The sequence below is a fragment of the Clostridium sp. MT-14 genome (assembly GCF_042436595.1).
In the GTDB taxonomy this organism is placed as follows: domain Bacteria; phylum Bacillota; class Clostridia; order Clostridiales; family Clostridiaceae; genus Clostridium_B; species Clostridium_B aromativorans.
Genome location: NZ_JBHMIY010000001.1, coordinates 1 through 13950, shown reverse-complemented (window position 1 = coordinate 13950; position 13950 = coordinate 1). Strand labels below are relative to the sequence as shown.

Below are 13950 nucleotides of genomic sequence, written 5' to 3'. Positions count from 1 at the left end.
TTTATTTTTGACTGAAAGGATAGATAGATTTAAATGAATGAAAAGTCTTTAAAAATACTGGAGTTTTATAAAATAAAAGAAAAATTAAAAAAATATGCAAATACCGGTGCAGGGAAAGATCTAATAGAATCTCTAGCTCCATACAATAATATATATGAAGTAAAGGAGCATTTGAAGGAAACCAGTGAGGCTTTAAGACTTCTTGTGCTTAAGGGAGCACCGCCTTTTGAAGGAGTGTATGATGTAAGACAGGGCATAGAGATGGCCCAAAAAGGTTTTGTGCTGATGCCGGAACAAATTTTGAAGATAGGTGCTATTTTAAGAGCTGCTAGAAGATTTAAAAAGTATATAAGTGCCAAAGAGGAAGAAGAGCATTTTAAAATAATAGAGGATATATGTTCAAATATTACGGTTTTGATGGAGCTGGAGAATAAAATTTTTATGTCCATAGAAAGTGAAGAAAGGGTGTCGGATAAAGCAAGCCCTGTATTATATAGTATAAGAAGAAATTTACAAGATAAAAATACTTCCGTCAGGGATAAGGTGAATTCACTTATGAGGTCTTATTCTTCATATTTACAGGATAATTTATATACTATGAGAGGAGATAGATATGTACTGCCTGTGAAAGCAGAAAATAAAGCTTCAGTACCAGGTCTTGTCCATGATCAGAGTTCCAGCGGAGCTACTCTTTATATAGAACCAATGGGGCTTGTAAATTTAAACAATGAGATAAAAGAACTAAAATTGAAGGAAAAAGCAGAAATAGACAGGATATTGGCTCAATTGTCCAGTGAAATATATGGGAATATAAATGAAGTTAAAATCAATGCAGATATAATATGGGAATTGGATTTTGTGTTTGCAAAGGCTAAGTTTGGAAGTGAATTAAATGCAGTTGTGCCGAATGTAAATGATGAGGGATTGGTGGATATAATAGAAGGTAAACATCCTCTTATAGATAGGAAAATTGTAGTGCCAATGGATATGCACATAGGCAGGGACTTTACATGTCTGGTCATAACCGGGCCGAATACAGGAGGTAAAACTGTAGCTCTTAAAACCATAGGCCTTTTACATATTATGGCATTGAGTGGGCTTATGATACCTGCAAGAGAAAATTCAACTGTGGGGTTCTTTAATGAGATATTTGCAGATATTGGAGATGAACAGAGCATTGAGCAGAATTTATCCACTTTTTCTTCTCATATGACTAATATAGTGAATATAATCAAGAAATCAGATGAGAAATCCTTGGTGCTATTTGATGAGCTGGGTGCAGGTACAGATCCTACGGAGGGTGCAGCACTAGCGGTGTCCATACTTGAAAATTTAAAGAATAGGGGATGCACCATAGTTGCTACAACTCATTACAGTGAATTGAAAGTATATGCACTGAAAAGTAAAGGGGTGGAAAATGCATCGGTGGAATTTGATGTGGAAACATTGAGGCCTACTTACAGACTTATGATAGGATTGCCCGGAAAGTCAAATGCTTTTGAAATATCAAAAAGACTTGGACTTCCCGAATTTATTATAGAGGATGCAAGGAGAAATATAACCAGCGATGCTTTGAGATTTGAAGATTTGATTCAGAGTCTTCAAGAAAAGAGGGCAAAAGCTGAAAATTTTGCCAGAGAAGCAGAAATTTTAAAAAATGAGGCAGATAAGATTAAATCTAAATATCAGGAAAAAGCAGATAGACTTCAGAATATAAGAGATAAATCTATTATTGAATCCAAGAGAGAGGCAAAAGAAATATTAAAACAGGCCAAGGAAGAGGCGGACAAAATTTTAAAGGACATGAGAGAATTGGAGAGGATGGGATATACTTCTTCAGCGAGACATAAGCTAGAGGAAAACAGAAAAAAATTGAAAAATAAACTGGAAAAAACTGAGGAGGATCTGTATAAAACCAGAGATGAGGAAGGGGATAGGCTTGAGTCGGTAAAAGAAGGGCAGGAAGTGTTTATACCTTCTTTGAATCAAAAAGTACTGGTCTTGTCTAAACCGGATGCTAAAGGGGAACTTCAGGTTCAAGCTGGAATTATGAAGATAACAGTGAATCTAAGAGATTTAAGAGCATGTAAAAATAGCCCAAGTAATGATAAGAAGAAGGTTAAAAGAGAAGCTAAACTGAATTTAAGAAGTGTTTCTACTTCCGTAGATTTGAGGGGAATGGATTCTTTAGAGGCAACTTATATTACAGATAAATATTTAGATGACGCTTATCTAGGTGGGCTGAAGGAAGTCACTATAATACATGGAAAAGGTACCGGTGTACTTAGAAATTCTATAGCAGATATGCTGAAACATCATTCTCATGTAAAAAATTATAGGTTAGGGGAATATGGTGAAGGCGGTACAGGCGTCACAATAGTAGAGTTAAAATGATTAAATCTATGAAGTAAGATGAAAAATTTTTCTAAAACTTTTTAACAGTAATAGCGCTATCTTATATGATATAATTATTATATTAAATGTTATTTAGACTTAGGTAAGTTTACTCATGGAAATATACTTTCTGCATCTGAATATTAGAAGAATTATATAGGTATTTGCCAATGTCTGTCCATGACTTCATAGAGTTGAGGCTGGGGGATGTTGACAGGGGCAGCGTTGAAAGAAAATTTTATTAAAAGAGAGAGGGGTGAAAAATCCGCTGAATAATGAAAATTCTACATGCTAATGTAATTTCATTATTTAACGGTATTATTGTCATGAATTATAAGGATGTATTGAAAAATGCACGTGAAAATTTAAATGGAAGTTGCAGGGTATGTCCTGCTTGTAATGGAAATGCCTGTGCTGGAGAAGTTCCAGGTATGGGAGGAAAGGGAACAGGAGATTCTTTTAAAGAAAACTTCAATTCACTTAATAAATACAAGCTGAATATGAGGGTTATACATGATGCTAAAAATCCAGATACCTCCATACAGATATTTGGAAGAAAAATGGACATACCTGTACTGGCAGCTCCAGTCTCTGGGACTACCCTTAACATGGGAGGGAAATTTACTGAAGAAGAATATATATCCTGGGTTATAGGAGGATGTCTGGATGGAGGGATATATCCTATAGTGGGAGATACTGCTGTAGATTCTTTTCTGATAACCAATTTAAAAAAGCTGAAGGAATATAGTGGCAATGGTATAGCTATAATAAAACCCTGGGAAAATAAAAATGTTATAAGTAAAATAAAAATTGCAGAAGAGGCAGGCGTTTTTGCCGTGGGAATGGATATAGATGCAGCAGGTCTTATAACTTTAGCACTTCATGGAAAACCCGTGGGTCCTAAAACTATAGAGGAGATAAAAGAGATAGTGGAAAGCACTAAACTTCCATTTATACTAAAGGGTATAATGACGCCAGATGAGGCAGAGCTTGCTGTAGAAGCCGGAGTCAATGCAATAGTAGTTTCAAATCACGGTGGTAGGGTTTTAGATCAAACTCCAGGAGTGGCAGAAGTTCTTCCGGACATAGCTAAAGCAGTTAAGGGAAAGGTTACAATATTAGCAGATGGCGGAATCAGAAGCGGTGTAGATATACTCAAAATGTTAGCACTTGGCGCAGATGCCGTGCTTATAGGTAGACCATTCGTAACTGCATCTTTTGGAGGACAGCGAGAAGGAGTAAAATTATACGTGGAAAATTTAAAGAGTGAACTGAAGTCAGCCATGGTTTTAACTGGATGTAAATCTATTGAGCATGTAGATAGTAGAATATTATACAGCAGATAATCAAATTTAATAACATAGAATGAAAATAGCAATAAGTAAATTTTATCATAGGATTAAAAAAATTTACTTTTGCTATTTTTGAGGTGTGGAAGGGGAACATGTAAAATGGTAAAAAAACTAGTGGAACTTGTGGATATAGCTAAAGAAAAAAGTAAAAAAGTACTGTCTGTGGCTGTAGCTCAAGATGAAGAAGTTTTAAAAGCTGTTACAGAAGCAGTAAAACTTGGAATCATAGATGCAATTTTAGTAGGGGATAAGAAAAGTATAGTTGATATTTTAGAAAGAGAAAATTTACATAAAAATAATATAGAGATAGTAAATGAGAAAGATCCATCTAAAGCAGCAGCGGCAGCGGTGAAACTTGTATCTGAGGGAAAAGCTCAATTTATAATGAAGGGTATGCTTAAAACGGCAGAAATGCTGAAGGCTGTTTTAAATAAAGAAACGGGGCTTAGAAAAAGTAAACTTTTATCTCATGTAATGATCTATGAAGTTCCAGCATACCATAAATTATTATTTTTGACAGATGGAGGAATGCTGACTTATCCTAATTTAGAAGAGAAAATCGGAATAATAAAAAATGCAGTTTTTGTAGCTAACAGGTTGGGAATAACCTTGCCTAAGGTAGCTGCCATAAGCGCAGTGGAGGTTGTAAATGCACATATGCAGTCAACGCTGGATGCGGCAGTTCTGGCTCAAATGAATAAAAGAGGACAGATAGGCGGCTGCATAGTTGATGGACCTCTAGCATTGGATGTGGCTGTGTCTAAAACCTCTGCAGAACATAAAAAAATAACAAGTGAAGTAGCAGGTGATGTAGATATATTGCTGGTTCCCAATATAGAAGCAGGTAATTTACTTGGAAAATCCATGACATATTTTGCAGGTGCAGAAAATGCAGGAATTATAGTTGGAGCTAAATGTCCTGTAGTATTGGTATCTAGAACAAATAGTGCAATGTCAAAACTTTATTCAATAGCTCTTGGATCAGTTGTTTCATAGCTTGAAGAGAATAATAAAGGGTATATAAAGTATTTATGGGATGCTTTATATACCGGATTTTTTATTTTACAACTTTTATATATTCAACTTCAGGATCTTCTGTACCCTGAATGTATAGGCCAGTATTTTTCAGTTCCTGTACATAGTCTACAATTTCCCCTGTTATTTCTTCTCCAGGGCAAAGTATGGGTATTCCCGGTGGATATGCCATTAAAAATTCACCACTTATCATTCCTACACTGTCTTTTAAAGCTACTGAAACTTTTGTGGAATTGAAAGCTGTTCGAGGAATTATTAATTGTTTTGGTATAGCAGGTATATCCAGAAAATCTGATTTTTTATTTCCCTTACCATAGTATTCATTGCTTATTTCTTTCAAAGCATGAATCAGAGAATCCATATTTTCTCTTGTATCACCGAAGGAGCCTACAGCTAGAATATTGTATATATCCGACAACTCCATTTGAATGTGGTATTTATTTGATAAGATCATATCCAAGTCATATCCAGTAATTCCTAAGTCCCTGCAGGTTATGGTTATTTTAGTAGGATCTAGGGAAAATACGCCTTCATTTCCTATTATTTCTTTGCCGAAGCAGTAGAAGCCTGGAATATTATTTATTTCATATCGGGCATAATTTGCCAGTTCAATAGCTTTATCCAATAGCTCTTTTCCGTGGAGAGCTATTTGCCTTCTAGCACAGTCCAGAGAGGCCATTAAAATATATGAAGGGGAAGTTGTTTGAAGTAATGATAATACTTGCTGTACCCTATTTATGTCGATATATTCTGAATTAACATGAAGTAGTGAACACTGGGTCAAGGCGCCAATTATTTTATGCGTGCTTTGAGAACACATATCTGCACCAGCTTGTATAGATGATATCGGCAGATTGTCATTGAAACCAAGATGAGGTCCATGAGCCTCGTCTACAATTAATGGAATGTTATGATTATGTACGATGTCTGTAATTTTTTTCATATCCGCAGCCACTCCATAATAAGTGGGATTTATGATTAAAACTGCTTTTGCATCAGGATTTTCCCTTAAGGTTTTTTCTACGGTTTCGGGAGTAACACCATGTGCGATACCAATAGTTTTGTCCAGGGCAGGCTGCATATATACGGGGATAGCTCCGCTCAGTATAATTCCAGCAGTAACAGATTTGTGAACATTTCTGGGGATTATGAGCTTATCACCTGAAGTTACCACGGACATGATCATTGCCTGGATGGCTCCAGAAGTGCCGTGAATTGAGAAAAAAGCAGCATCTGAACCATAAGCGTCAGCAGCTAATTGTTGAGCCTTTTTTATAGGCCCATTAGGGTGATGAAGGCTATCTACTAATTTAAATACGGTAACATCGATTTTAAAAGGATTTTCACCCATAAATTTTTTAAATTCCATATCTGCTCCAACACCTTTTTTGTGACCTGGAACATGAAAAGGTATAGTTTCTCTATTTACATATTCCATCAATGCATCAAATAACGGTGTTTCACTTTGATCTAATCTATACAACTTGATAAAGCACCTTCCTTCATAAAAATATCCCTCTAACTCTTGAAATTAAAGGGCTGGACTGTATTATTAATAAAAACTAATATAATTATATGTTAAATGATCTATAAATTCAACAATATAGGCATAAATTTTATGGAATAAATTATTGACAGATTTTAAATAATATTTCATATAAATGTATAAAGTAAAACTATAGTAAAAATATATGGCTTAAGTGTTTTTAATCTTGTTTTATAGTATAATAGTACTTATTAAATAGTGCATATAGGGGGAAATGGTATGTATAGAGAGAAATATGAATATTGGCTGAACTCACCTTATATAGATGAGAAAGGAAAATTCGAATTAAAAAACATAAATGATGAAAGAGAGATAGAAGATAGATTTTATAAAGATTTAGAATTTGGTACAGGTGGACTTAGAGGAATAATAGGTCTGGGTACAAATAGAATGAATATATATACTGTTGGGAAAGCTACGGAAGGGTTGTCTAAATATCTTATAAAAAAATATAAAAAAGATATTTCCGTGGCAATAGCCTATGACTGCAGAATAATGTCCAGGGAATTTGCACAGACTGCAGCATGTAATTTATGCGCAAATGGAATAAAGGTAAATCTTTTTAAAACACTTCATCCTACGCCAATGCTTTCTTATGCAGTAAGAGAATTAAAATGTAAAGCTGGCATTGTCATAACAGCATCCCACAATCCAAAACAATATAATGGATATAAAGTATATGGTGAAGACGGCGGCCAGATAACGGATGACTGGGCAAATGAAATACTTTCAAATATAGAGAGTATTGAAGATTTTTCAGAGATAAAACACATCAGTATGGATGAAGCTGAGAATAGAGATCTTCTACATATTATAGGGGAAGAAATAGATACGTCTTATATAGAAAAAGTGAAGAATCTGGTGATAAGAAAAGAATTCGTACGTTCTCATGCAGAAAATCTGAAAGTTATATATACACCTCTTCACGGAACTGGAAACATTCCGGTGAGAAGAACTCTAAAGGAACTTGGATATAAAAATGTATTTGTGGTTGAGGAACAGGAGAAACCAGATGGGAATTTCCCAACGGCAGCTTATCCAAATCCAGAGGATCCAAAAGTATTTCATCTTGCCCTAGATATGGCAAAAGATATAAGGCCGGATATAATATTTGGGACAGATCCGGATTGTGATAGACTTGGTGTAGTTGTAAAAGATTCTCTGGGTGAATACAGAGTACTTACAGGAAATCAGGTTGGAGTGCTTCTGACCGATTATATTCTATCTTCTTTGAAGGAATTTAATAAGCTTCCTGAAAATGGTGAAATAGTTAAAACTATAGTTACTACAGAAATGGCAGCTGATATAGCAAGAGAATATAAAGTCAATTTGATAAATGTACTCACTGGATTCAAATATATAGGAGAGAAAATAAAAGAATTTGAAGAAGAGGGAGATAAAAAATATATATTTGGTTTTGAAGAAAGCTATGGATACTTAGCTGGAGATTTTGTAAGGGATAAAGATGCAGTGATTGCATCTACTTTAGTATGTGAGATGACTTTGTACTATAAAATGAAAGGTAAAAGTCTTTATGAAGCTTTGATAGATCTTTATAAAAAATATGGCTTTTACAGGGAAAAGCTTATACCAATAGAACTTAAGGGAAAGAAAGGGCATGAAAAAATCGAGACAATAATGCATTGCCTCAGGCATTCAATGAAAAGAGTACTTGGAGATGTGAAAATAGTTAAAAAACTGGATTATAAATTGAGTGTGGAAAAAGATTTGGTGAATATAAGTGAAAAGAATATAGAGCTTCCTAAATCAAATGTACTTAAATTTATTATGGAGGATAAATCCTGGTTTGTGGTAAGGCCTTCAGGAACAGAACCCAAAATAAAAATATATCTTTCTGTAATAGGCAGAAGCCTTGAGGATTCCCAAAATAAGATGACAGTACTGGAAAAAAACGTCATGGATATAATTAGAAATGCAGATTGATGATAAACGGTGTAGGTGATAAAAATTTATGGATATAAGATCATATTTTGCAGAGAAGTTATCTGGATTTTTATTTCTTGAAATCAGCAAGAGAAATGTGGAAAAGATATTTGGAGTTAGAATTTCAGAAAACATATATTTGCCTGTTAATTCTAAATATATAGTAAATAATATTAAATTCAAGAGGAATATGGATGAAATACCTGTAGGATATTTTATTGAAGGAATGTACTATGTATTGGGCGCAGACGAAAATTTCAAATTTGACAAATATTATAAAGATATATTGATAAGCCATGAGGACAATAATAAATTTATAAAGGGTGTAATTTCTAAAAATATTAAAGATAAAGACTATGAGGACGCTTATATAAATTTAAAAGGACTATCTGTTTTAGAAGATACTAAAAAAATATATGACAAACTTATAATTATGGTAGATGAAATGAGAAAGAAAAATAATGTATATAGAGAAGAGGAATTAAATGTTCTGGAAAAGGCTGAAGGCAAAGAAAACTATGCACTTCCATATTTTTATGAAGCCATTTTAAAAAAAGAAGATGGGGATTATGAGAGGGCATTATTTTGTATAAATTCCTATATAAAAAATGGCGGCAAAGAAACCATAGAGGTAACGGATTTAAAGCAGTGGCTGATATCCATTGTGAATTATGACAGAGGGAAAGAGCTTTTAGAAGGTACACCGGCTAATCCTACAAAGGCCTTAAAGCTGTTGATACCACTCATGGATACCTTAGGTGACAGCGCTCTTTTATACTACTATATAGCTGTTGCCTATAGGATGCTTGAAAACTATGAAAAAGCAATTTATTATCTAAATGAAGCTTTAAATATAGACAGCAGTATAGTGGAAATTGTGAATGAAATGGGAATAAATTATGCTTCTTTAGGGGATTACGAAACTGCTGTAGCTTATTTAAGGAAGGCTTTTGAAGCTACTAAGTCTGTGGAAATATGTACGAATCTCATAATGTGCTATTTAAATTTGGGAAATTTAAAAGATGCAAAAATTCATTTGGAGATGGCAAAAAAGTTGAATCCAAAAGATGAGGTAGTAATTCAATTGGAGAATATAATCAAAAATATACCCAATTCGAAAAAACATTTAGAATAAAGACGTATTAAATAAATTATGGAAAGGATGCTTTAAAATGAATGTAAAAAAGGCTATAATACCGGCAGCGGGGCTTGGAACAAGATTTTTACCTGCTACCAAAGCTCAACCTAAAGAAATGCTTCCTATAGTAGATAAGCCTACTATACAGTATATTATAGAAGAGGCAGTGGCCTCTGGAATAGAAGAGATACTTATAATAACCGGAAGAAATAAAAGGGCAATAGAGGATCATTTTGATAAATCTGTGGAGCTTGAAAAAGAACTGGACAGTAAAGGTAAGGGTGATCTTCTCAAGATGGTGCAGGATATATCCAATATGGCGGATATTTACTATATAAGGCAAAAAGAGCCTAGGGGACTAGGTCATGCCATAAGTTGTGCTAAGACCTTTGTGGGTAATCAACCTTTTGCAGTAATGCTTGGAGATGATGTTGTAGACAGTAAAGTTCCCTGCTTGAAACAACTTATAGCTTGTTACGATGAATATAAGACTTCAATCATAGGAGTTCAGGAAGTAGATAAAAACGAGGTTTATAAATACGGTATAGTTAAGGGTATGTATATAGAAAATAAAGTATATAAGGTTAAAGATTTAATAGAAAAACCTAAAGTGGAAGAAGCTCCTTCCAATATAGCTATACTCGGCAGATATATAATAACTCCATCTATATTTGAAATACTTGACAATACCACTCCTGGAAAAGGAGGAGAAATTCAACTTACAGATGCCCTCAGGACACTTGCTCAAAATGAAGCCATGTATGCATATGCTTTTGAAGGGAGAAGATATGATGTAGGTGACAAATTGGGGTTCCTGCAGGCTACTGTAGAATATGCTTTGAAGAGGGATGAACTTAAAAAGCCTTTTATGAAATACCTTCTGGATTTGAAAAAAACCGAATTATTTAAGAAAGTAAACGAGGAGATAATAGATAAATCTGACAAAATAAGTTCATAAATTCGTAAATAAAATTATGTTGAATAATTTTTATTATGAGGTAAAATAGAAAAAGGGAGTTTTGTCTAAAACTTTTGCAAAAAACTTTAGGAAGTGTTGGTATGCAGAAAGATAGAAAACTTATTATATATGATATAGTTTTACTGGTTGGTTCGTTGTATTTTGCACTGCTTTTAAGATTCGACTTTAAGATACCTGATGAATATATGGGCTTTTTGAAGCTTTCTTTAATTCCAGTAATAGCCATAACACTTATATTTAATAAGTTTTTTAAATTGTACAACAGCATATGGAAGTATGCCTCTATAGAGGAATTGATGTCTATAATATATTCTATTTCACTTTCAAATGTTGTATTTGTGATTTACAGTCATTTTGTAAATTTTAGATTTTTGGAGAATAGGTATTATAGATTTCCATTTTCCGTACATATAATTTTTTGGATATTATCTGTAATTACATTGGGTGGAACCAGATTTTTAATAAGGATAGTGGATCAGAGCAAGGGAGAAAAGGAAGTAAGGAAAAGATGTAAGAAGCTTTTAATAATAGGGGCAGGTGATGCGTCGTCAATACTGATAAAGGAGATAAAAAGACATAATAATCTAAATTACGATATAGTGGGACTTATTGACGATGATGTTTCCAAGAAGGGAAAGTTTATAAGTGGAATTGAGGTACTAGGGGGAAGAGATGATATTGTAGATATTTGCAAAAGGAAGGAAGTTGAAGAGATAATAATTGCAATTCCTTCCGTGGATATAGATGCGAAGAGGAATATTATAAATATATGCAAAAAAACCGATTGCAAGCTAAAAACACTTCCTGGTATATATGAAATTGTAGATGGAAGAGTGAATATAAGCAAACTGAGAGATGTCAATATAGAGGATCTGCTTGGAAGAGAAGAGGTAAAATTAAATAACAGTAATATAAACAAGTACATAAGGGATAAAGTAATATTGGTAACTGGAGGCGGCGGTTCTATAGGTTCAGAATTATGCAGGCAGATATCGAAGTTCAATCCAAGAAAATTATTGATACTGGATATATATGAAAATAATGTATACAGTGTTCAAATGGAATTGAACTACAATCATCCGGAGTTGAATAAAGAAGTTATAATAGCATCTATAAGGGATATAAATAGAATGAGAAGCATATTTTCACAATATAAGCCAGATGTGGTTTTTCATGCTGCTGCCCATAAGCATGTTCCGCTTATGGAATTGAATCCAGAAGAAGCAATAAAGAACAATATAATAGGAACTTATAATGTACTTAAATGCTGCAATGAATTCAATGTCAAAAAATTTGTCCAGATAAGCACAGACAAGGCTGTTAATCCTACCAATATTATGGGAGCTACCAAGAGATTTTGTGAAATCATGGTTCAGGCTTTTGATCAAATAAGTAGTACTGAATACGTTGCTGTCAGATTTGGAAATGTCCTTGGCAGCAATGGATCGGTTATACCACTTTTCAAGAAACAGATATCCCATGGGGGACCGGTTACTGTTACACATCCAGAGATAAACAGATTTTTTATGACAATACCTGAGGCTGCCCAGCTGGTTATACAGGCCGGAGCTATAGCCCATGGAGGCGAGATATTCGTTCTGGATATGGGTAAGCCAGTTAAAATAGTTGATTTGGCAAGAGACTTGATAACACTTTCCGGGTATAAGCCTGATGTTGACATTAAAATAGAGTATACTGGATTGAGGCCCGGAGAAAAGTTATATGAGGAACCACTTATGAATGAAATAGCACTTACTGCAACGGAACACAATAAAATATTTGTAGAAAAATCGGATAATGTAGATATTAAGTTTGTGGAACAATCCATAGCACAATTTGAAAGAGCTGTTGTTGGAAGCAGGGAAGATATATTTAAGCTTATGGAGGAAAAGGTTCCGACTTATAGGAGAAAGAAAAATGAGGAGGAATCTGCATAAACAGACAGGGAGGCAATACAGGAAAGAATACAATCCAAAAGTATTTTACGTAGAATACAAATGCCAAAAAAGTTACAAAACTATATGGTGAACTTATATAAATTATAGAACTCGGGAGGAAAGAAATGTCACAATTAAAAGATGAATTGATATTAAAATTGAAGGATAGAACTGCTAAGCTGGGAGTGGTAGGCTTAGGATATGTAGGACTTCCCCTTGCTGTGGAGAAAGCAAAAGTAGGATTTAATGTTATAGGATTTGATGTTCAGGATAAGAAAGTAGAAATGGTAAATAAAGGGAATAATTATATAGGCGATATAGTTGATTCAGATTTATCCAAACTTGTTGAAGCAGGAAAACTTAAGGCAACTACTGATTTTGGATTTGTTAAGGACGTGGATGCAGTTACGATATCTGTTCCCACACCACTTGATCTATACAAACAGCCGGATTTGTCCTATGTAGTTGATTCTACTAAAAGTGTGGCGAAATATCTTCACAGAGGAATGCTTGTAGTACTTGAAAGTACTACATACCCTGGAACAACAGAAGAAGTGCTGAAACCTATACTTGAAAAAGGTGGATTGAAATGTGGAGAGGATTTCTTTTTGGCATTTTCACCTGAAAGAGTTGATCCCGGGAATAAAAAATACAAGACCAAAAATACACCCAAGGTAGTTGGAGGCTGTACACCCGAATGTACGGAAGTTGCAGCAGCTCTTTACAAAAGTGTACTTAATAGTGATGTGTTTACGGTATCTTCGCCGGCAGTAGCTGAAATGGAGAAGATACTTGAAAATACATTTAGAAATATAAATATAGGACTTATAAATGAAATGGCAATATTATGTAATAGAATGAAAATAGACATATGGGAAGTAATTGAGGCGGCAAAGACTAAGCCCTATGGATTTATGCCATTTTATCCGGGACCGGGATTAGGAGGACATTGTATACCACTTGATCCATTTTATCTTTCATGGAAGGCAAAAGAGTATGATTTTCACACTAAGCTTATAGAGACTTCTGGAGACATAAATGATTCAATGCCTCTATTTGTAGTGGACAATGCCATGAAACTTTTGAACAAGTATGAGAAAAAGGCCATGAATGGGGCAAAAGTACTCCTTATGGGAGTAGCATATAAAAATGATATAGATGATATGAGGGAGTCACCTGCTCTCAAGGTAATAGAACATCTTGAAGCAAATGGTGCGGATATCATAATAAATGATCCCTATATACCGAATTTTAAGCACAAGGGAAAAGAATATCACAGTGTTGACTGGGAAAAAGTTATAGATGAAAGTGATATAGTAATTATAACTACAAACCACAGCTGTTATGATTATGAGCGGATTGTGGAAAGGGCAAAACTTGTATATGATACCAGAAATGCTACAAAAGATGTTAAGAACAACAGAAATAAAATTCATAAATTATAAAAGTGAAATTTGTATAAGTCCTAATTTGTAGGACTTATACTATTGATAAAGAAAGAGAGAGAGGTTACTTCTATGAAGAAATTGAGATTTGCCATTATAGGCTGTGGAAGGATTTCATATAAACATGTTGAAGCTCTGGCAGCCAATAAAGATGAAGCAGTTTTAGTGGCAGTATGTGAT

10 protein-coding genes are annotated in these 13950 nt (G+C 34.2%); 9 read left to right on the top strand and 1 reads right to left on the bottom strand.

The window, feature by feature from the left end:
* Positions 1 to 33 precede the first annotated feature (33 nt).
* The 3 genes from ACFHWD_RS00050 to ACFHWD_RS00040 all read left to right on the top strand — a co-directional run bounded on the left by ACFHWD_RS00050 (position 34) and on the right by ACFHWD_RS00040 (position 4742).
* Complete coding sequence (locus tag ACFHWD_RS00050; protein ID WP_150356198.1) at positions 34 to 2394, top strand: endonuclease MutS2; 2361 nt, start codon at positions 34 to 36, stop codon at positions 2392 to 2394.
* A gap of 326 nt (positions 2395 to 2720) precedes the next feature.
* On the top strand, positions 2721 to 3740 hold the full coding sequence (locus ACFHWD_RS00045; protein ID WP_150356197.1) for an alpha-hydroxy-acid oxidizing protein: 1020 nt from the start codon (positions 2721 to 2723) through the stop codon (positions 3738 to 3740).
* A 105-nt stretch (positions 3741 to 3845) separates the two neighbouring features.
* Positions 3846 to 4742, top strand: a complete 897-nt coding sequence (locus tag ACFHWD_RS00040) for a bifunctional enoyl-CoA hydratase/phosphate acetyltransferase (RefSeq protein WP_150356196.1) — start codon at positions 3846 to 3848, stop codon at positions 4740 to 4742.
* Positions 4743 to 4803: 61 nt separating this feature from the next.
* Here the strand turns inward: ACFHWD_RS00040 and ACFHWD_RS00035 are convergent, their stop codons facing one another.
* Positions 4804 to 6264, bottom strand: a complete 1461-nt coding sequence (locus ACFHWD_RS00035) for an aminotransferase class I/II-fold pyridoxal phosphate-dependent enzyme (protein ID WP_378059715.1) — start codon at positions 6262 to 6264, stop codon at positions 4804 to 4806.
* Between the two features lie 282 nt (positions 6265 to 6546).
* Between ACFHWD_RS00035 and ACFHWD_RS00030 the strand changes: the two genes are divergently transcribed.
* From ACFHWD_RS00030 to ACFHWD_RS00005, 6 genes are all read left to right on the top strand, one after another.
* Complete coding sequence (locus ACFHWD_RS00030; RefSeq protein ID WP_150356194.1) at positions 6547 to 8271, top strand: phospho-sugar mutase; 1725 nt, start codon at positions 6547 to 6549, stop codon at positions 8269 to 8271.
* A 28-nt stretch (positions 8272 to 8299) separates the two neighbouring features.
* The gene (locus tag ACFHWD_RS00025; RefSeq protein WP_150356193.1) at positions 8300 to 9406 is read left to right on the top strand and encodes a M48 family metallopeptidase; all 1107 of its coding nucleotides are present in this window, start codon (positions 8300 to 8302) and stop codon (positions 9404 to 9406) included.
* Positions 9407 to 9443: 37 nt separating this feature from the next.
* Entirely contained in the window at positions 9444 to 10367 is a 924-nt protein-coding gene (gene galU, locus ACFHWD_RS00020; RefSeq protein WP_150356192.1) for a UTP--glucose-1-phosphate uridylyltransferase GalU, read from the top strand.
* A gap of 101 nt (positions 10368 to 10468) precedes the next feature.
* On the top strand, positions 10469 to 12325 hold the full coding sequence (locus ACFHWD_RS00015; RefSeq protein ID WP_150356191.1) for a nucleoside-diphosphate sugar epimerase/dehydratase: 1857 nt from the start codon (positions 10469 to 10471) through the stop codon (positions 12323 to 12325).
* 125 nt (positions 12326 to 12450) lie between these two features.
* The gene (locus ACFHWD_RS00010) at positions 12451 to 13770 is read left to right on the top strand and encodes a nucleotide sugar dehydrogenase (protein WP_150356190.1); all 1320 of its coding nucleotides are present in this window, start codon (positions 12451 to 12453) and stop codon (positions 13768 to 13770) included.
* 72 nt (positions 13771 to 13842) lie between these two features.
* On the top strand, positions 13843 to 13950 hold a 108-nt coding region (locus tag ACFHWD_RS00005; protein WP_378059986.1), incomplete at its 3' end, for a Gfo/Idh/MocA family oxidoreductase.

Coding starts and splice junctions, on each gene's coding strand:
- galU (WP_150356192.1), top strand. CDS start 9,444: ATGAATGTAAAAAAGGCTATAATACCGGCAGCGGGGCTTGGAACAAGA.
- ACFHWD_RS00050 (WP_150356198.1), top strand. CDS start 34: ATGAATGAAAAGTCTTTAAAAATACTGGAGTTTTATAAAATAAAAGAA.
- ACFHWD_RS00045 (WP_150356197.1), top strand. CDS start 2,721: ATGAATTATAAGGATGTATTGAAAAATGCACGTGAAAATTTAAATGGA.
- ACFHWD_RS00025 (WP_150356193.1), top strand. CDS start 8,300: ATGGATATAAGATCATATTTTGCAGAGAAGTTATCTGGATTTTTATTT.
- ACFHWD_RS00015 (WP_150356191.1), top strand. CDS start 10,469: ATGCAGAAAGATAGAAAACTTATTATATATGATATAGTTTTACTGGTT.
- ACFHWD_RS00030 (WP_150356194.1), top strand. CDS start 6,547: ATGTATAGAGAGAAATATGAATATTGGCTGAACTCACCTTATATAGAT.
- ACFHWD_RS00010 (WP_150356190.1), top strand. CDS start 12,451: ATGTCACAATTAAAAGATGAATTGATATTAAAATTGAAGGATAGAACT.
- ACFHWD_RS00040 (WP_150356196.1), top strand. CDS start 3,846: ATGGTAAAAAAACTAGTGGAACTTGTGGATATAGCTAAAGAAAAAAGT.